Source organism: Nocardia sp. NPDC004718, from assembly GCF_053601535.1.
The window spans coordinates 90981-112352 of the sequence record NZ_JBSGCA010000018.1 but is presented as its reverse complement, the minus strand read 5'-3'; the positions used below and the strand labels follow the sequence as shown (position 1 = coordinate 112352).

Annotated in this window: 3 protein-coding genes (1 of these 3 cut by a window edge); all 3 read left to right on the top strand. The window is 70.6% G+C overall.

Annotated elements, in window-relative coordinates; all coding sequences use genetic code 11:
• Tightly spaced (each overlapping or abutting the next), the 3 genes in view from ACWEH3_RS16290 to ACWEH3_RS16280 form a layout consistent with a single transcriptional unit that may run on beyond the window.
• Positions 1–7616, top strand: partial view of an SDR family NAD(P)-dependent oxidoreductase gene (locus tag ACWEH3_RS16290; RefSeq protein WP_452358339.1) — the 3' portion only. It extends 14059 nt beyond the left edge of the window; 7616 of the gene's 21675 nt are visible here — the last part of the coding sequence; its start codon lies off the left edge, out of view; the stop codon is at positions 7614–7616.
• Positions 7613–19543, top strand: coding sequence for a thioester reductase domain-containing protein (locus tag ACWEH3_RS16285; RefSeq protein WP_450017365.1), 11931 nt, complete (start codon positions 7613–7615; stop codon positions 19541–19543). Before ACWEH3_RS16290 ends, ACWEH3_RS16285 begins: the two co-directional genes overlap by 4 nt.
• Positions 19540–21372 (top strand): thioesterase domain-containing protein, encoded by a 1833-nt coding sequence (locus ACWEH3_RS16280; protein WP_450017367.1) that lies wholly within the window; start codon positions 19540–19542, stop codon positions 21370–21372. Before ACWEH3_RS16285 ends, ACWEH3_RS16280 begins: the two co-directional genes overlap by 4 nt.

The following is a 21372-nucleotide window of genomic DNA, read 5'->3' as shown; positions in this document are numbered from 1 at the left end:
CGGATTTCGATACCGATACCAGCCCTGGGGTGGTGCACCCGGTTCTGCTGGACGCGGCGTTCCAAGCCACCTATGCGGCGATGTCGCCGCGTGCCGACGAGCAGACGTGGGTGCCGTTCGCGGTGGACCAAGTACTCGTCTCCGCCGCGGCGGGCACCGTTCGATTCGGCCATGTGCGCGTCCTCGAGCAGACGCCGCAGTTGTGTGTCGCCGATGTTCGACTGCTCGATGAGGAGGGCTCTCCGGTGCTGGTCGCGAACGGATTGCGCGTGATGCCCACGCCGAACTCGGCCGGGCAGTCGTCCGCCCCGGCGTCCCACGATCGGTCGGTCGCGGACACCTACCGTATCGACTGGCGGGAGACCGGCCCGGCGGCGCCGGCCTCCGCGGCCGGGCGCTGGCTCGTCATCGGTGCGCCCGGAGGCTTCGCCGACGATGTCGCGGACGACTTGCGGGCGCGTGGCGGGGAGTGTGTAGTCGCCAGGCCCGGTGACGGGTTCAGGTTCCGCGGGGAAGACGAGTTCGAGATCGACCTCGGCGTGCCCGCGGCCGTGCGGGCGTTGCTCGGGGCGGTGGACGACGGTCGCGCACCGCTGCGCGGGATCGTCTCCGCGGTCGCGCTGTCGGACGAGGACGCGCCCGCACCGGTGGCCGCGGAACGTCTGGTGGTGGGTGCGCTGCATCTCGTGCAGGCCGCGGCGCTGGCCGGAGAACCGGCGGTGTGGCTGCTCACCCGTCACGGTCAGCGAGTGGAGCCTTCCGATCGGGTGGCGCCGCAGCAGTCGGCGCTGTGGGGATTCGCCCGCAGCGCGCAGCTCGAATACCACGAAATGGGCTGCCACGTAGTCGATCTCGATAATGAAGCGAACGTTCGTCGCGTGGTCGACGCGTTCGTGACGCCAGCGCCGCCGCGGCAGCTTGCGTTGCGCCGAGGGCGTCGCCGGGTGCCGCGGCTCGTGCCGTTGACAGTGCCCAGCGCGCCGACGGTCGCCTCCGACGCGGGCGGGACGGTGCTGATCACCGGTGGTCTCGGTGGGGTCGGTGTGCGGCTGGCTCGCTGGTTCGTCGACCGCGGTTGGCCGGACGTGGTGCTCGCCGGAAGGTCCGCGCCCGATGCTCGAGCGGAGTCCGTCATCGCCGAATTGCGGGCGCGTGGCGCCCGGATCGAGGTGCGGTCGCTCGACGTCGCCGACCGCACGGCCGTGGCGGCCACACTGACTTGGATCGACCGTGAGCTGCCGCCGCTGGCGGGCGTTGTGCATCTGGCCGGAGTGCTCGATGACGGCGTGATCGCCGAGCAGACGGCCGCACGGGTCGGGCGGGTGCTCGCGCCGAAGACGTTCGGGGCATGGCACCTGCACGAGCTGACCGAGAGCCGGTCCTTGCGTTTCTTCTTGCTGTTCTCCTCGGCCGCGGCGGTGGTCGGTCTGCCCGGTCAGGCCGGCTACGCCGCCGCCAACGCCTTCCTCGACGGCTTGGCGGAGTCGCGTGGCGCGGCGGGCTCGCCCGCGCTGTCGATCGCGTGGGGCCCGTGGGCGGACACGGGAATGGTCGAGCGGCTCAGCAGTAGCGCGGTGCAACGGCTGGCCCGCCGTGGTTACGGCCTGCTGCGGCCCGACCGGGCTTTCGACACGCTCGCCGAACTGCTCGGTTCCACGGCTCCGGCGGTCACCACTATGCCGTTGACGATGTCGGGTGTGACCGCGGCCGACGTGCCGGACGTGCTGCTGGACTTCGTCGCTCCAATCGAAAACGCTTCTACGACAACCGATTCGGTCGCCGACCTGTCCGGGAGGATGGAGGCGCTGGTGCGGCGCTGTCTCGGATTGGCGCCCGGCGATGATCTCGATCGACCGCTGCACGAACTCGGGCTGGACTCGGTCGCCGCCCTCGAGATTCGTGACGAACTGTCGCGCTCCAGCGGTCACCGCCTGCCCGCCACCCTGGCTTTCGAGTATCCCACCCCGCGCGCGGTGGTCGGCCTGCTGGTGCGGCTGGGCTCCGCGGAAGCGCCGTCCGTGCCGCCGTCGATCGATAGCAATGGCGATTCCTCCGATCGGACGGCGGCACGGACGCCCGCTCCCGGGCTGAACCCGGAAATGGCCGTGGACGTCACCGTGCCCATGTCGAACGGCGTCGCGACCGTGCCGCCGCGGGCAACGGATACTGCTCCGCGCAATCACCGGACCGGCACAAACGACGGGGCGGCGGCTGCCGACCGCTCGGCCGCGCGCGACCGGCGGCCCGTGACCGCGCGCGCATCGGCAGACCCGTTCGCGCCGACCGCGCCCAGCGTCGGTGAGGTGGAGGCCCGACATGCGTCGGCCGAGTCGTTCGCATCGCGCGAGACGCCGACCGCGGCCGCCATCTCGAACACCGATCGTCACATCGGCGCGGAGGGTGACATCGCGATCGTGGGGGTGAGCGGACGGTACCCGGGCGCGGACGGGCTCGACGAGTATTGGCGTGTACTGGTCGAGGGGCGCGACTGCGTCACCGAGATCCCTTCGGAGCGATGGGACCACAGCCGCTATTTCGTTCCCGACCGCCACAACCCCTTCACCTCTTACACCAAGTGGGGCGGGTTCCTCGACGACGTCGACTGCTTCGATCCGCTGTTCTTCGCCATCTCCCCGCGCGAGGCGGAGATCCTGGACCCGCAAGAGCGGCTGTTCCTGCAAACCGCCTGGGCCGCGTTGGAAGACGCCGGACACTCCCGGGCCGACCTCGCTCGCGGCGGCCTGCGCCCGGAGCAGGCCGGTGTGTTCGTCGGTGTCATGTGGGGCACCTATCAGTTGTTCGGGGCCGAGGAGTCCCGGCTCGGGCGCGGCACGCTGCCCGGGTCGACGTTCTGGAGCATCCCGAATCGTGTCTCGCACGCCCTGGACTTCCAAGGGCCGAGCATGGCGGTGGACACGGCGTGCTCGTCCTCGCTCACCGCACTGCACCTGGCCTGCCAGAGCATCCGGACCGGCGAATGCAGGCTGGCGCTGGTCGGCGGCGTCAATCTGTCACTGCACCCGTACAAATTCGTCGCGCTCAGCCAGGGGCAGTTCGCCTCCACCGACGGCCGCTGCCGTTCCTTCGGCGCAGGCGGCGACGGGTATGTGGCCAGTGAGGGTGTGGGGGCGCTGGTGCTGCGGCCGCTGGCCGACGCCGAAGCCGACGGCGACACCATCTACGGCGTCATCAAGGGCACCGCGATCAACCACGGCGGCCGGGTCAACGGGTTCACGGTGCCCAATCCCGACGTGCAGGCGGCGGTGATCCGCTCGGCGCTGCGCAGCGGTGGCGTGGACCCGGCGTCGGTCTCCTACGTCGAAGCGCACGGCACCGGCACCGCGCTGGGCGACCCGATCGAAATCGCCGGTCTGGCAAAGGTGTTCGGCACGTCCGGCGTGACCGAGCTGCCGATCGGCTCGGTGAAGTCCAATGTCGGCCACCTCGAGGCCGCGGCCGGTGTCGCGGCGCTGACGAAGGTGCTCCTACAGTTGCGCCACCGGACCATCGTGCCGTCACTGCACGCCACGCCGCCCAACCCGAACATCGACTTCGCGGCCACACCGTTCCGAATTCCGTCCCGGCCGCTGCCATGGCCCGGCGGAGATCCGGCGCGGCCGCGCCGGGCGACGGTGAGTTCGTTCGGAGCAGGCGGGGCCAACGCGAACGTGGTGATCGAGGAGTACGTGGATCGCAGGCCGCAGACGCGGTTCAGCGGCGGTCAGGTCGTCCCGGTCTCCGCGCGTGACGACGAGCGGCTCACGGAGTACGTCACCGCGCTGGACGGTTTCCTCGCCGGGCAGCAGCCGAACCTCGCCGATCTGGCCTTCACCATGCAGGTGGGTCGGCAGGCGGGCAGCGCGCGCGCCGCGTTCGTCGCGCGCGACATCGGCCAGTTGCGCGCCGCGGTCCGCGCCTGGGTCGACGACGTGCCCGGCGCCAGGTCCTGCCGGGACGCGGCGGAGGATTCCCGGATCGCGCGTTGGCTCGGCGGTGAGGACATCGATTGGGCCACCGTCCGTGATCCGGGACCGCGACGCCGTATTCCCGCGCCCACGTACCCGTTCGCCCGTGAGCGGTACTGGATTCCGGACGTCGCGCCCAGCGTGGAACCGGGTGCCGGGCACAGTGACCGGTCCGCATTGACGCCGGACAACACCTCGCTGCCACAGCCCACGTCGACTTCGGGACCTGTCCCGGTCGCGCAACCTGCGCTGAATGGGCAGGCCCCGCTTCAACCGGGATCACCGCAACCCGTATCAGCACAATGGCTCGCACTCGAGCCGCTGCCGGAGTCCGCGTCGGCCACACCCGCGCCGACCCGCCGGGCAGCAGCGCAACGGTTGCTGATTCCGGTCTGGCGAGAAGCTGCGCTGCCCGGCGGTGACCTGCGTTCCCGCCGCGCCCTGCTCGTATACGACGCGCGAACCCCGCACCACCTGCTGGAGGCGCTGACCGCCGCCACCGGTGATCCGGGCCGCCTGGTGCGGCTCTCCGGACTACCGGGCGACCTGCACCGCGACGACTTCGGCGCGGGCGCTGCGCTCGGCCGGGCGCTCGCAGCACGATACCCGGACACCGACTGCGTCCTCGACGTGTGCGACCTCGTACCCGCGGCGACCGGACGACCCACCGGCGACCTCGGCCGAATGGGGTTCTATCAAGGCGTGCTCGAGGCGCGCTCCGGTTCGCTCGCGCTGCTGCACATCGCCGCCGGACACCCCGGCGCGGACGGCCCGGAGTCGGCGCCGCTGGGCGGCCTGGTCGCCGCGCTCGCCGAGGAGATCCGCGACGTGCGCACACGGAGCGTCCATATCGGTGACGAGCGCGACGCGGTGTGCGCCGATCCCGCGCGATTGCTGGCGATACTGGGCGCGGAGAGCGCGGCCACCGAGGACAGCGCGTCGCGGGTGCGGTATCGCGGTGGAATACGCGAAGCCGTCGAACTCACCGACGCGACGGCACGCGACGGTCTGAGGGTGGATCCCGCCCGCACCTATGTGGTGACCGGCGGCACGCGCGGACTGGGTGCGGCGTTCGCGGCGGCGTTGGTCGAACGCGGAGCGCGCCGCTTGGCCGTCCTCGGCCGGGAACCCCTACCGCCGCAGACGGAATGGGACCGGGTCGCCGCGGGAACCGGTCCCGAGGCGGAGAAGGTTCGGCGGCTGGTGCAGTTGGTTGACCGCGGCGTCGCCGTGCGCACCTACTTCGGCAGCCTCACGGACGAGCCGGGGTTGTCCGGCTTCTTCGATCGGGTGCGCAACGAGCTGGGCCCGATCGGCGGCGTGCTGCACTGCGCGGGAAGCGTATCCGCGGAGAGCCCGGCGTTCGTGCGCAAGACCGGGGACGCCGTCGCGACCGTGCTCGCGCCCAAACTGGCGGGCACCGCGGTCCTCGCCGACGTCCTGGCCGCCGACCGTCCCGACTTCTTCGTCTTGTTCTCCTCGGTGTCGGCCGTGCTGCCCGGCTTGTCGGTGGGGCTGTCGGACTACGCGATGGCCAACGCGCACCTCGACCGCTTCGCCGAGGCCCAGCACGCACTGGGACGACACTGGTTCCGGTCGATCAATTGGCCGTCGTTCCGTGACACCGGGTTCGGCGAGGTGACCAGCGCGGCCTACCGCGCCACCGGCCTGCCCACCCTCAGCGCCGCGGAAGGATTCGAACTACTCGACGCGGCACTGGGTCTACCCGCCCCGGTGGTCTTGCCCTACCACGGTGCGGAACTTCATCTTTCGACACAGACGAATCGACCTACAGCAGAGGCGGCGCCCGCGCCGACCGCGCGGCGCACGGCGGCGAACGGCTCCGCGGCGGCGTACCAGGAATTGCTGCGCATCTTCTCCGACGAACTGAAACTGGCCCCCGCCCGCTTCGAGGGCGACAAACGGTTCGAGGAATACGGCGCGGACTCGGTGCTGATCGCCTCGGCGGTGCGCCGGATCGAGCAGGTCGTCGACGCGCCCTTCGACCCGGCGCTGGTACTGGAGTTCCCGACCCTGGACGACTTGGCGGGTCTGTTGACCGAGCAGTTCCCGGAACGTTTCGCGCCCGAAGCGCCGCCGGATCCACCGGCCGATCCGCAGCGGCCACCGGCTGATCATCCACGCACACCCGACAGCGGGCCACCCCGCCGCAGTGCGGCCACCTGGGCGGCCGACGCCCGCCGTGGCCGGGCAGCCGAGCCCATCGCCGTGGTCGGCATCGGTTGCCGCCTTCCGGGCGGCGACACTCCGGACGCGTTCTGGCGCCTGCTCGCCACGGGCGCCTCCGGCATCCGGGAGGTAGACCCGGCTCGCTGGGATCCCGCCCGGTTCTACCGCCCGGGCGGCGGGCCCGGTCTGACCAACAGCAAATGGGGCGGGTTCGTCGACGGCATCGATCTGTTCGATCCGCAGTATTTCGGCGTCACCGACGAACTCGCCTGGCAGATGGACCCGTTGCAGCGGCTGCTGCTCGAGACGTCGGTGCTGGCCACTACCGACGCCGGATACCGGCGCGAAGAGTTGGCGGGCAAGCGAGTCGGCGTCTACGCCGGCAGCAGGGCGGCGAATTACTTCAACCGCATCCCGGTCGCCGACCGGCACACCATCATCGGCATCGGGCAGAACTTCATCGCCGCGCGTATCTCGGACTTCTTCGACTGGCACGCGGGCAATGTCGTGCTCGACAGCGCGTGCTCGTCGTCGTTGCTGTCGGTGCATCTGGCCTGCCAGGCGTTGCGGGCGGGCGAGGTCGACGCGGCGCTGGCCGGTGGGGTGGAAGTGCTGCTCGACGAGATGCTGTTCGTCACGTTGTCGGCGGCGGGTGTGCTCTCGCCGAACGGGCGGTGCGCCACGTTCTCCGAGGATGCCGACGGTTTCGTGCCGGGCGAGGGCGCGGCGCTGCTGATGCTCAAGCGGCTGGACGACGCGCTCGCCGACGGCGATCGCGTCTACGCGGTGCTGCGCGGCTCGGCGATCGGCAACGACGGGCACACGATGGGCATCACCACACCCAATATGCGGGCGCAGATCGAGGTGGTCACCGCGGCGCTCGAAGTGGCGGGGATGTCCCCGGACGCGCTGTCGTATCTGGAGGCGCACGGCACCGGCACCATGATCGGCGACCCCATCGAACTGAAGGGGTTGGCGACCGTGCTGGGCGACCGGTCGCGCGGCCCGGAGCCGTGCGCGGTCGGCAGCGTGAAAACCAATATCGGGCACCTGCTGTCCGCGGCGGGCATCGCCGGGGCGGTCAAGACGATCCTGGCCGTGCACCATGCGGCGCTGCCGCCGTCGCTGCACTGCGACAACCTCAATCCGCGATTCCAGTTCGCCGGATCGCCGCTGCAGGTCAACCGAGAACTGCGCCCGTGGCGGCCGGCCGACGGCAGGCCCCGCGCGGCGGGCGTCAGCTCGTTCGGCTTCGGCGGCACCAATGCCCACCTCATCGTCGAGCAGGCCCCCGATGGGCACCGTCCGACACGCCACCCCCTGGATCCACCCGCCTTCCGCAAGAGGAGCTTCATGCTGCCGAAAACGGTTCCCAGCACATCGACGGAGCCCGCGCCGCGGATCGTGGTGCCGATCAGCGCGCCCGCACCGTCGTTCCTCCAGGTGGAGCCGCTGCGATGAGCGGGATCGAATTGGACAGCTTCGCCACCACCCTGCGCGCCGAGGACCCGGTGGTGCGCGACCATCGCGTGCACGGTGTGCGGATCCTGCCGGGCGTGGTGTATCTCGACATGATCCTGCGCGCGGCGCTGGCGGCCGGGTACCGGCCCGGCGAGCTGACGATCCGGGAGGCGTTGTTCCAGCGTCCGGTCGCCCTCGCCGACGGCGGCGCGGTGCGCATCGCGTTCCGCGTCGATCGTCCGACCGGCCGGATCGCCATCGACGTGCAGAGCCTGGACGCGAACGGCGTGCCGGTCGGAGCGATCGAGCCCGTCGCGGAATGCGTTGTGGCGCGGTCCGATTCCTCCGGCCAGCCGCCGGCGATCGATGCGGCCGAGTTCCGGGCGGCGTCGCGTGCGCGTGGCATGGCGGAGCTGTACGCCCAGACCGGCGGCCGCGGTATCGATCATCGCGAATTCATGCGTGCCACCGGACATTTCGCCCGCCGCGAGGATGTCGTCACCGCGGCGCTTGGTCTCGGTCCCGAGGCCGCGGCGCATCTGCCCGGCTTCCTGCTGCATCCCACGTTCCTCGACGCCTCCACGATCGTGCCGTTCATCGATCCGCAGCGGCTCGGCGTGGACGACGAGAGCGCGTTCATCCCCATCTTCTTCGGCGACGTCCGAGCCTGGCGCACGACTCCCGAGGAGGTGTTCGTGCGAGCGGCGGTCCGCGGCGGCGGGCACGGCGGGGACCTGCTCGAAGCCGATGTGGCGCTCTACGACCGGGACGGAGCGCCGGTGGCGCGGTATCGACTGACGTCCAAGCGTGTGCGCGGCAGCGCGGATATCCAGCGGTTGCTGACGCGGCCGGAGGCGGTATCGCCGGGGCAAGCCACGCCGCGCCCGACGACTGTGCCGGTGGCCTCGGGTGATCCGCGTGCGGTGATCACCGCCGATCTGGCCGCTCTCGTGGCCGGTGAACTCGGCGCCGACGCCGCGGGGATCGCCACCGATGTCGGTTTCTACGAACTCGGTTTGGATTCCGGTCGTCTGCTGCGGCTGACCGCCGAGTTGGAGGCGAGGGTCGGCGAGCCGCTGTATCCGACGTTGCTGTTCGAGTACCAGACCATCGACGCGCTCGCCGGACATCTCGCCGACATCGTCGGCGCGAACTACCGCCCCGCCACCTCGGCCCCGGACACCGTGCCCGTTGAATCCACCGTGGTCGCCGAGGTGGCGGCCCCGCCGACAGTGGACCAGGACGCGTCGCCGGAATCCGTAGTGGCAGACGACCTCGTCGTTTTCGGGTTCGACTGGGAACCAGACACCACCGCGCATACGCGTCGGGAACCCACCAGCCTGCTCGTCTTCGATACCGCCGAGCACCCTTACCCGCACGGCGCGGCCGTGACTGTCGTCCGGGTCCGTCCCGGTGGCGAGTTCGTCTCCGGTACAGACGCTTTCGTCGTCGACCCGGCGGACGCACGGCACATGGAGCTGCTGGCCGACCAGCTGACGGCCCGGCGGCTGCGCTTCGACGCAGCGGTGTATTTGTGGCCCGAAACGACGACAGACAGTGACCCGCAGGCGCTGATCGAACGGGTGTACCTGCCGCTGCGCGATCTGCTGCGCGCGGTCGCGGGAGTGTCCGAACCGCCGGTGCGGCTGGTGCTGGCTCTCACACCGGCGACAGCCGCGGGTGAATCGAGTTGCGCCCTCCTGGGTGGTGCGGCGCGCACACTGCGGCTCGAGCAGCCGCGACCGGTGCTGCGGGCCATCCAACGCGACCCCGCCCGGCCGATCGACGACATCGTGGCCACCGAGCTGGGCGTCGACGAACGCGACCCCGCCACCGAGATCCGCTACCACGGCGCAGAACGCCAGATCCGCCGGACCCGCCCGCTCACCGATGCCACGCCGAGTTCCGGCGAGGCGGTGCTGCGCCCAGGATCGGTGGTCGTCGTCACCGGGGGATTCGGCGGGATCGCCCGGCACCTGGCCCGCCGCCTCGCCGCCGAGTACAGCGCACGGCTGGTGCTGGTATCGCGCCGTCCGCTCGACGCGTCGGCCGCGGGACTGCTGGCCGAGCTCGGCGAACTCGGCGCGGAAGCCGTACACGTGCGCGCCGACGTGTCGGTCGCGGCCGACGCCGAACGCGTCGCCGCGATCGCCCACGCCACCTTCGGGCCGGTCGACGTGCTCTATCACGGTGCGGGCCAGTTGCGCGACGGACTGCTGTCCGGCAGCAGCCGCGACGACGCGAGAACCGTTCTCGCACCGAAGGTCTACGGCGTCGAGCACTTGACGCGGGCGCTGCCGGAGACCCACCTGACCGTGTTGTTCTCCTCGGTCTCCGCGGTGCTGGGCAACCCCGGGCAAGCCGACTACGCGGCGGCCAACCGCTATCTCGACATCTTCGCCGAACAGCGCGTCCGAGCCGGAAGCAGGACGATCAGCATCGGCTGGCCGCTGTGGGCCGAGGGCGGCATGCGTCCGCCCGCCGAGCAGATCGCCGCGCTGCGGCGCGCCGGTGTGGGACTGCTGCCCACCGCGACCGGACTGGACCTGCTGTTGTCCTGCGCGACGCTCCACCGCGCACATCTGGCCGCGGTATGGGGCCGGAGCGACATCCTGCGAGCACGACTACAACCGGCAACCGCACCGTCCGACGCGCCACCCGCGCCGGTAGATGCGCAGCACACGACCGTGGCGGTCGACGAGCATCGCAAGTCCGTCGAGGAGCCCATCGCGATCGTCGGAATCAGCGGCCGCTACCCCGACGCGGAGGACATCGAGGAGTTCTGGCGCAATCTGCGCGACGGACACGACGCGGTCGGCCCGGTCCCCGCCGAACGCTGGTGGCTCACCGCCGTCCGAGGCACGCCCGGCGCGCCACCGATGACCGGCGGATTCCTGCGTGACGTGGGTGGTTTCGACCCCCAATTCTTCCGCATCCCGCCGGTTCAGGCGCCGCTGCTGGACCCGCAGGAGCGGTTGTTCCTGCAGCAGGCGTACGCGGCGCTCGAGCACGCCGGCTACCACCACACCGACCCGGCCGTGCGAGACCGCCGGGTGGGTGTGTTCGTAGGCGCCACCTGGAGCGACTACCGGCTGCTCGGGGTGGCGGCCAGCCGCGACGGCGATCCGGTCGCGGTGGCCTCGATCCCGTCGTCCATCGCCAACCGCACCTCCTACACCCTCGGTCTGCGCGGACCGAGCCTCACCGTGGACACCGCGTGTTCGGCGTCGCTGACCGCACTGCATCTGGCGCGGCGCAGCCTGCTCGACGGCGAATGCGACGCGGCGCTCGTCGGCGGGGTGAACCTGCTGCTGCACGAGGACAAATTCCTGCTGCTGCACAGCCTGGGCATGATGTCCGAGAGCGGCCGGTGCAGGCCCTTCGCCGCGAGCGCCGACGGCTATGTGCCCGGCGAAGGCGTCGGGGCGCTGTATCTGAAGCCGCTGTCGGCCGCCCGCGCCGACGGCGACACCATCCACGGCTTGATCCTCGGCAGCGCGGTGAATCACGGCGGGCAGACCTCCGGATACAGCGTGCCGCATCCCGGAGCACAAGCCGACGTGATCGGCGAGGCCCTGCGCGCCGCCGGGGTCGACCCCGCCACGATCGACTACCTCGAGGCGCACGGAACCGGGACACCGCTCGGCGATCCGATCGAAATAGCCGGGCTGGCCGCCGCTTTCGGCGAGACCGGCGGCGGCCGCTCCCGCGCACTCGGGTCGACGAAGTCGAACATCGGCCACCTGGAAGCGGCTGCGGGCGTCGCGGGTCTCACCCGGGTGCTGTTGCAGCTGCGCCACGGCCGGATCGCGCCGACATTGCATGCCGCACAGGTCAATCCGGCCATCGCGTTCAACTCGGTGCCGTTCCACTTACCGCGTGAACTGGAGGATTGGCCGCGCCGCACCGTCGACGGCGTCGCGGTGGCGCGGCGCGCGGGTATCAGCGCCTTCGGGGCGGGCGGCGCCAACGCTCACGTGGTGCTCGCGGAGTTCATCGATGACCGAGTGCGTCCGGCCGCCACCGGTGAACCCGAGATCTTCGTGCTGTCCGCGCGCACTCCGGAGCGGCTGCGCCGCTACGCCGAGATCATGGCACGGCACTTCCGCACCCTCGACCCCGCGGATTTCCTCGACGCGGTGCGCACCTTGCAAGTGGGCAGGCCCGCACTGGCCCACCGGCTCGCGGTGGTCGCGTCCTCGCCGCTCGAGGTGGCCGACGCGCTGGACCGGTTCGGCACCGACCAGCTCGGCCCCGTGGTCACCGGCACCGTGGACGCACACACCCGGCCACCGCTGTACGCGCCCGCGGCCGGCGCGGAGGAGCTGGCCAGGCAGTGGGTCGCGGGCGCCGATGTCGACTGGCGTGGACGCGGCGGCCCGCGGCAGCGAATCCCGCTGCCCGGCTACCCTTTCGAGCGCACCGACTACTGGATCATGGCACCTCCGCGTGCGGGATTCGACGCCGCGGTAGAGCGGTTCGACGCATCCGTCCGGCCCGCGGGCACGGTGGAGCCCGGTAAAGCCGAACTCGGCCGCTACGCGGCGATGCTGCTGCTGGCCACCTTCGCCGGAATGGGCCTCACGCCGGGGGAGTGGACCACGCGGTCGCTGGACGCGCGCCTGGGTGTGCGGCCCGAATTCGACCGGCTACGCACCAGCTGCCTGGACATTCTGCGGCGACACGGGCTGGTGCGATGGCACGAGGGCCTGATCGAAGTCGCCGGCCCGCCACCGGGCACCAGCGGGATGCGCGCGGACTTGCTCGCCCGCTTCCCGGAGACCGAACCGTACGTGGCCTTGCTCGATGCCTGCCTGGCCGCCTATCCGCGCGTACTGCGCGGCGAGCTGTCCGCGACCGAGGTGCTGTTCCCCGGCGGGGATCTCGAACTGGTCGGCACGATCTATCGCGGCAACGCCGCCTACGACTTCACCAACGGCTTGCTCGCCGGATTGGTGTCGGCGGTCGCGCAGCGGGATGGCGATACCCGGCCGGTGCGGATCGTGGAAGTCGGTGCAGGCACCGGCGGTTCCACGCACGCGGTGCTCGACGCGCTCACCGAACGCGGAATCGCGTTCGACTATCAGTACACCGACGTGTCGCCCAGTTTCCTCGCGCACGGGCGACGCACCTTCGGTACGCGCTCACACGTGCGGTTCGGGGTGCTGGACATCGAGGCGGATCCGGTCGCGCAAGGGTTCCCCGCGCACCAGGCCGATCTGGTGATCTGTGCCAACGTCCTGCACGCGACGCGATCGATCGACGCGACATTGCGCAACGTCCGGCGGCTGCTCGCGCCGGGCGGTGTGCTCGCCTGCACCGAAGCGACCACCGACCTGGAGGTCCTCGCTCTCACCTTCGGGCTGTTGGAAGGCTGGCACGCCTACCGCGATCCCGAGGTGCGTCTCCCGCACTCACCGTTGCTGTCCGAACCGCAATGGCGCGACGCCATGACCACGGCGGGTTTCTCCGGCGTTCGCGCGTGGGGTCCCGGGCTTTCCGCGGACCCGGAGCCGAGTTTCCGGCTGCTGGCCGCGGTGAGCGCCGACCTCGTGAAACCATCGGCCGAGCTCGTGCCCCTCGCGCAACCCGGCCTCGCGAAGATCGAGGAACCGCCGAAGCGCGCGGACACCGAACCGGCGACCGTGGTCGGCACCGCCGCCGCCTTGGAAGCCGAGCTCATCGCCCTCGTGGCCGCCGGACTCGGCGTGGCGCCCGGCGACGTGCGCGCGGAACTACCGCTGTCGGAGTACGGCGTCGATTCCATTCTCGCGGTCAAGATCATCGATCGGGTCAACGCCCGCTACGACTTGGCGCTGCGACCCACGGTGGTATTCGACCATCCTTCGGTGCGTCTGCTCAGCAGGCACATGGCCGAACAGGGCGCCACCGCGGACGGCGGCGCGGCTGTCGTCACCGGCGTAGCTGCTTCAGCAACTTCAACCGCCACGGCGCCCGCGCGGCCCGGCGAAAGGTCGGCATCGATGGACATCGCCATCATCGGCATGTCCGGGCAATTCCCGGGCGCGGCGAACCTCGACGAGTTCTGGCGCAATCTCGCCACCGGGCGAGACACGGTGACCGAGATTCCCGCCGCCCGCTGGCCGATCGCCGAGCACTTCCGTCCGGGACCGGCGACGCCGGGCAAGACCTACTCCAAGTGGGGCGGTTTCCTCGACGGCGTCGAGCAGTTCGATCCGGCGTTCTTCGACATGGTGCCCGCCGAAGCCGATTACATGGACCCGCAGCAGCGGTTGTTCCTGGAACACAGCCGACTGGCCATCGAGGACGCCGCCATCGATCCGAAGTCGTTGCGGCGCAGCCGATGCGGAGTGTTCGCGGGCTCACCGGGGTCGGACTACGCCACGCTGCTGCGCAACCGCGGAACGGTCGGCTCCCATCACGTGTTCACCGGTAACAGCCCGGCCATCCTGCCTGCCCGCGTGGCCTATCACCTGGATCTCACCGGCCCGTGTCTCGGGCTGGACACCGCCTGTTCCTCGGCGCTGGTCGCGTTGCACCAGGCCTGCCGCAGTCTCGCCGCGGGCGAGTCGGAGCTGGCGCTGGCCGGGGGTGTCGCGGTGTTCGTGACACCCGAATACCACCTGCTCGCCTCATCGATGGGCATGCTCTCACCACGCGGCCGATGCGCGAGTTTCGATGCCGACGCCGATGGTTTCGTGATCGCGGAGGGTGTCGGTGTGGTGGTGCTCAAGCCGTTGGCCGCCGCCGAACGCGATGGCGACCCGATCCACGGGGTGATCCGCGGGATCGGCATCAACCACGACGGCCGCACCAACGGCATCACCGCACCCAGCGTTCGCTCGCAGACCGAACTGGAACTGGCGGTGTATCGCGACGGCGGGATCGATCCGTCCACCATCGGTTACGTCGAAACGCACGGCACCGGAACGCGGTTGGGCGACCCGATCGAACTCGAGGCGCTCACCGCGGCCTTCCGCCGCTACACCGACGCGGTCGGCGCGATCCCGGTGGGATCGGTGAAATCGAACATCGGGCACGCCTCGCACGCCGCGGGCATGGCGAGCCTGTTCAAGGTGCTGCTGGCCATGCGCGCCGGACAGGTGCCGCCGTCGCTGCACGTCGCCTCGGTGAATCCGCTGCTCGGATTGGAGCAGTCGCCGTTCTTCGTCAACACCGAACTGCGCGCCTGGGACGGCGCGCCACGCCGAGCCGCGATCAGTTCCTTCGGTTTCAGCGGCACCAACGCGCACCTGGTGGTCGACGGCGCACCGGTCGTAGCGACCGCACGGCGTGCGGGGCCAGGGGAACCGCAGGTGGTGGTGCTCTCCGCGCGCAGCGCTACGAGCCTGTCGCGGATGGCGCGGACGCTGCGCGGGCATCTCACGGCGCATCCGGACCTGTCGCTCGCCGACGTCGCGCGCACGCTCGCGGTCGGGCGCAGCGAATTCGAGCATCGGCTCGCGGTGGTCGGGGATTCGGTGGATACGGTCGTGGGCCGGCTTGCCGCCTTCGCCGACGGCGACCGGCCTGCCGGGGTCTACACCGGAACGACCGATACCCCCGCCGCGGACCGCGACACTGCCACTGTGCTGGACGACCCGGAGGCGGTGGCACAGCAATGGGTCGAGGGCGGGCACGTCTCACATGCGGGCTGGGCCGACCCGGCCGCGCGCCGTATCCATCTGCCCGGCTACGAGTTCGACCGGGAACGGTGCTGGGCACCGGACATGAGCGCCCCGTCGTCCGAGCACACGGCGCGCCCGTCGCAAAGCTCCGTCGTCGGCGAAGCCCAGGATCTCGCCGCGACGCAGCGCACCGCAGCCCCATCGACCGGCGCGGCGCCACGCGAGCTCAGCACCGCCGCACCGGTGGCATCCGGCACGTCCACGGTCGAGCCAGCACTCGATAGCTCTGCGACATTCTCGCAACCTGTCGAAGACTCACCGGTGCACGCGACCCGGACAGCCGCCGCGCCTCAGGACAACAGCGCGCTCCAGCACGCTGCCGACGCTCGGGCTCGTGGACTCGCGGCGCCTGATCATGCCCTGCCCACACCGCCGGACCCCGCGCAGCGACGGCAGTCCGCCGAGACCTACCTCAAAGGCCTGCTCGCCGAGTACTGCCGACTCGATCCGCAGCGGATCCGCACCCGAATCCCGCTGCAGGACTACGGCATCGACTCGGTGCTGATCAGCAAGATGAACGACCGGCTGGAAACCGATTTCGGACCGATGCCGAGCACGCTGATGTTCGAATACCAGACCGTCCGCGACCTCGCGGGCTACCTCGCCGACGAGCACGGGCCGCGGCTGGCCGCCGTCACCGAGGACACGACGACCGCAACCGCGTCATCCGGCGGCGCACCCGCGTCGGTGGGCTCGGTCGCCTCCGAGCCCACCGCTCCCGCCGAGCATTCCGCCGACGACGCGGACGCCGAGGACATCGCCGTCATCGGCATGGCGGGCAAGTTCCCGATGGCGGGGGACATCGAGGAGTTCTGGGCCAACCTGGTCGCCGGTCGCGACTGCATCGTCGAGGTGCCGCCGCAACGCTGGGATCATCGCGAATACCTGTCCGACGATCCCGACGAACCGGGCACGACTTACGCGCGTTGGGGCGGATTCATCGATGACGTCGACAAGTTCGACGCTCGCTTCTTCGGCATCACCCCCAAAGACGCCGAGGAGATGGACCCGCAGCAACGGCTGTTCCTCGAAACCTCCTGGGCGGCTTTGGAAGACGCGGGCTACTCGCCCGATCGGGTACGCCGCAGCGCCGCCGCACGCGGCCTGCCGGATGCCGGCGTCTTCGCCGGGGTCGGCTACGCCGAGTACCAGGCGTTCGTCGGCGTGCCGATCTCGGGGTATTTCGCGGTGGCGAATCGGGTGTCCTACCACTTCGGCTTCACCGGACCGTCTCTCGCGGTCGACACGGCGTGCTCGGCGTCGCTGACCGCGTTGCATCTGGCCTGCGAGAGCCTGCGCCGCGGCGAAGCGGCCTACGCGCTGGCCGGTGGGGTGAACGTGTCGATCCATCCCGGCAAGTACTTGCTGCTCGGCTACGGCCGCTGGGCATCCACCGACGGCCGCTGCCGGACGTTCGGCGCGGGCGGCGACGGCTACGTGCCGGGCGAGGGTGTCGTCACGTTGGTCCTCAAACCGCTGCGGCACGCACGCGCCGACGGTGACCGCGTTTACGGCGTGATCCGGGGCAGCACCATCAACCACGGCGGGCGCACCAACGGGTTCACCGTCCCCAACCCCGTCGCCCAGGCCGACCTCATCGGCCGAGCCCTGACCGCGGCACGCGTCGACGCGGCCGACATCGGCTACGTGGAAGCCCACGGCACCGGTACCGCGCTGGGCGACCCGATCGAGATCGCGGCCCTCACCAAGGCCTATCGGCGCTCGACAGCGGAGCAGGGCTACTGCGGCATCGGCTCGGCGAAATCCAGTGTCGGACACCTGGAAGCGGCGGCGGGCGCGGCGGGCGTGGTCAAGGCCCTGCTGCAACTGCGCCACGACACCGTCGCGCCGAACCTGCACAGCGATCCGCCGAACCCGGGAATCGACTTCGCGGCGACACCGTTCCACGTCGTCGACCGGCCCACGCCTTGGCCGCGCCCCGGCGACGGCACACCACGCGTCACCGCCGTCAGCTCGTTCGGCGCGGGAGGCTCCAACGCCCACATGATCCTCACCGACGCCGAGCCCGTCGCGGCAACGCCGGAAGATGGGCGGCCGAGGATCGTGGTGTTGTCCGCCCGCGACGCCGACCGGCTGGCGGAGCTGGCCGCCCGCACCGCCGATCGGCTGCGCGATCACCCGCTCGCGCTGCCCGATGTGGCGTGGACGCTGGCCGTGGGCCGGACACCGTTCGAACATCGCCTCGCGGTGGTCGCCACCTCGACGGCCGAACTCGTCGAACTGCTCGACAGCACGGCCGATTCCAGCGCACCCGCACCGGCGGAGGGTCTACTGGTCTTCCGCGGCGTGGGCCGCACCCACCGCGACCTCGACGAGCTGCCCGGCGAATCGGATGCCGACCGCGCCGAAGTGCGCGCCCTGCTGCGGTCGGGCAACCTGCCGCGAGTCGCCGAACTGTGGGCCGGCGGATGGACCGTGGACTGGGAACAGGGCTACGAGCAGCCCTTCGGCCGGATCGTGAGTCTGCCCGGTTATCCGTTCGCCCGGCGCAGGTACTGGATCGTGCCCGAGGACTACCGCAGACGCACACCGCACGTGGTCGCGAAGACGGTGGTCACGCAGGAGATCGAGCCACCGCAGTCGGAGCAGCGCAACGGGCACTCACCGAACGGCACAGCGCTTCACGACGTTGCGGCACCGCCGGAACCGGTCGAGACGCCCACCGCGGAAGTCGCCGCCCCGGCCGTCACCGAGCCCTCCGGTGACGAATTCGACAGCGAGTTGTGCGACCGGCTCGCCGAGCACATCCGGGAGATCTTCGCCGATCTGACCAAGACCGACCCTGCCGATCTCGACCTCGACGCGGAATTCGCCGACTTCGGATTCGACTCGGTGGCCACCGTCCGGATGCTCAACCGGCTGATGAAGCACTACGACGTCAAGATCCCGGCGGAATCGACCGAGCTGCATCCGACGATCGCGTCGCTGTCGCACTATTTGGTGGCCGAAGGCATCATCTCCGGCACGGCACGCGACGATGCCCCACGCCCGACCGTGGCCGCCGCGGCCACAGCGGCCCAGCAGGACATCCCCGTGGTGACGACGGAGGTCCCGATCCCGGTGCGGTCGGTCTTCATCACCGGCGTGACCGGCGTGCTGGGCGGCAAGCTGCTGCACGATCTGCTCACCCGCACCGACGTGCGAGTGACCTGCCTGGTGCGCGGCAAGACCGTGGCCGCGGCCGAGCAGCGGATCAAGCACTTCCTGAGCACCTACGACCCGGAGGCGACCCTCGACGAGGCGTTCGCCGAACGCGTCACCGCGGTGCTCGGCGACGTCTCCAGCGACCGGCTCGGCCTGGACGAGGTCAGCTGGCGGCGGCTGGCCGACGACGTGGACTTGACCATCCACGCCGCAGGCCGCACCACCTTGGTCACCTTCTACGACGCCCTGGCCCCGATCAACGTCGAAGGAACCCGTCGCGCGGTGGAATTCGCGTTGCGCTCGCGCGGCAAGTACCTGGTGTACGTGTCGAGCTTCAGCGCGCTGGGCGATCGGCTCAACTTCAACAACCCGCCGTTCACCGAGCGGGACCTCGAACTGGGCCAGGGCTACGACCATCTGCCCTACCAGCAGACCAAATACGAGTCCGAGAAGCTGATCCGGGCGGCGAGCGAACGCGGACTGCTGTGGGACATCGTTCGTCCCGGCAACATCATGGGCGACAGCCGGACCGGCCGGTACCCGTTCTCCGAGGTCAGCGTCAAAGGCGCGTACTACGACATCCTCAAGACGATGATCGAGACCGGCGAGACGATGCTGACGCCCGTGCACTGGGACATCAGTCCAGTCGACTACGTCAGCGCCGCGATCGTGCACATCGCCACACGCCGCGCCACCTACCGGGAGACCTACCACCTGACCAATCCGGACATCCGCCGCTACTACGACGTGGTCCGCTACGTCCAGCGCGCCGGGTACGAGGTGGCGTTGGTGCCGCTGGAGGAATTCCACCGCAGAGCCACCGACCGGCAGATCTACCGGCTGGGCACCGACGAGGTGTACGACAGCCAGACCCTGGAGATGTTCAAGTACGGCATCGAGCTGTTCGGCACCATCCACTACGAGGAGAGTTCCTACGCCGACTGCGCCTACACCCGCCGGGTGCTCGGCGCGGCGGGCATCGACTGCCCGCCGACCGAGGATCTGGTGCGGGTGTACCTGGCGCACTGCGCCGAGGTGGGCTACATCCCCGCACCCCGCGGGGCCGAGCCGACCGCGGAGGTGCTGCGGTGAGCTGCACGATCGTCTTCCCGGGGCAAGGTGCGCAACGTACCGGGATGGGAGCGGACTTCTGCGCCGAATTCCCGCTCGCGCGAGACACTTTCGCCGAAGCGAGCGCCGCGGTGGGCGAGGACCTGCTGCGGATCTGCGTCGAGCGGGATCCGCGACTGCATCGCACGGAGTACACCCAGCCGTGCGTGCTGACGATGGAGATCGCCGCCTACCGGGTACTGGCGAGCGAATCCGGCTGGCAGCCGGTCGCTTTCGGCGGGCACAGTCTCGGCGAGTACGCCGCGCTGGTCGCGGCGGGTGTCTTCGAACTCGCCGACGGGGTACGGCTGGTGCGCACGCGGGGCGCGTTGATGCAGCGCGCGGTGCCGGAGGGCGCGGGCGCGATGGCCGCGCTGATCCTGCCGGGCATCGCCGACTCGGGGGTGGCCGATCTGGTGGCCGAGGCGGGCGTCGAGGTGGCCAACGACAATTCCACCGATCAGCTGGTCATCAGCGGTGAACGCGACGCTGTCGCGGCCGCGCGTGGCGTGCTCGGCGAGCGCTTCCCGCAGCTGCGGTTCGTCCCGTTACGGGTCAGCGCGCCGTTCCACTCCCGCTGGATGCGCGGCATCGAGGACGAGTTCGCCGGGCATCTGGCCGAATGCGCACCGCGCATGCGGGCCGAGCGCGCGGTCGCGGTGACCTCGAACTACACCGGGGAGTTCCATCGGCCCGAAACCCTCGCCGAGCATCTGGTCCGCCAGATCTCCGCCCCGGTGCGCTGGACGGCGAACATGCGAGCGTTGCTGCGCTCGGGCACACCCCGCTACGAGGTGGGCCCGTCGGCACCGCTGTCGAAGTTCTTCGCGACGCTGGATGCCCCGGTGACCCGGATCGCGACAGTAGCTGATGTACGTGCGCTGCCCTTATCGAAAGCCGCTCCGGTTGAGGCGGTCTCGGCGGTTTCCTCGGCCGCCGCACTGACAGCGGCTCCGCCGGTCGCACCGGGAACGGCTGTGCCGGTCGCACCGCAACCCGCTACTACTGTTCCGGCCGCGATGGCATCTCCGAGGGCTGTTGCGGCGCAACCAATTCGCGAGGCGCAAGCGCTGACCATCCATCGCAAGAGCGCCGCGACGCCGAGCCTGCGGTTGTTCTGCTGGCCCTTCGCCGGCGGCAAGGCGGCGGCCTACACGCCGTGGCGGCGCCAGCTGCCCGACTGGGTCGAGCTGTGCGTTCTGGAACTGCCCGCCCGCCAACGGCATCTGGCGCAGACGCCGATCCGCCGATTCACCGATCTGGTCGAGAACGCGCTGACCGCGGTGCTGCCGCTGACCGACCTTCCGTTCGCGTTCTTCGGCCACAGCCTCGGCGCATTGGCCGCCTACGAGGTCGCCCGCCGCCTGCCCGAAGGGATCGCCCCACGCGCGTTGTTCCTCGGTGGCGCGGTGGCCCCGCATCTTCCCAGGCCGGGTCGATTGTCGGAGCTACCGGACCACAAGTTCGTCGCCGCGGTCGGCCATTACGGCGGCATCCCGCCGGAAGTGCGCGAGACCCCGGAGGTGATGGCGCTGTTCCTGCCCGCGTTGCGCAGCGACTTCGAGATCTTCGACGACTACCGATTCACACCCGCCGCCGCGCCGTCGTGCCCGGCCCACCTGTTCGGCGGTCGCGACGACCGCCAGGTCGCGGCCACCCAGCTGGAGGCCTGGCGCGACGTCCTGCCGGGACTGCGCTCCACCGAGCTGCTGCCCGGCGGCCACTTCTTTCTCGTCGAGCAGCGGTCAGCGCTGCTCGACTCGCTCGCGGACAAGCTCGCCGCTGTCCGCCCCGACGCGGTATCCGCCTGA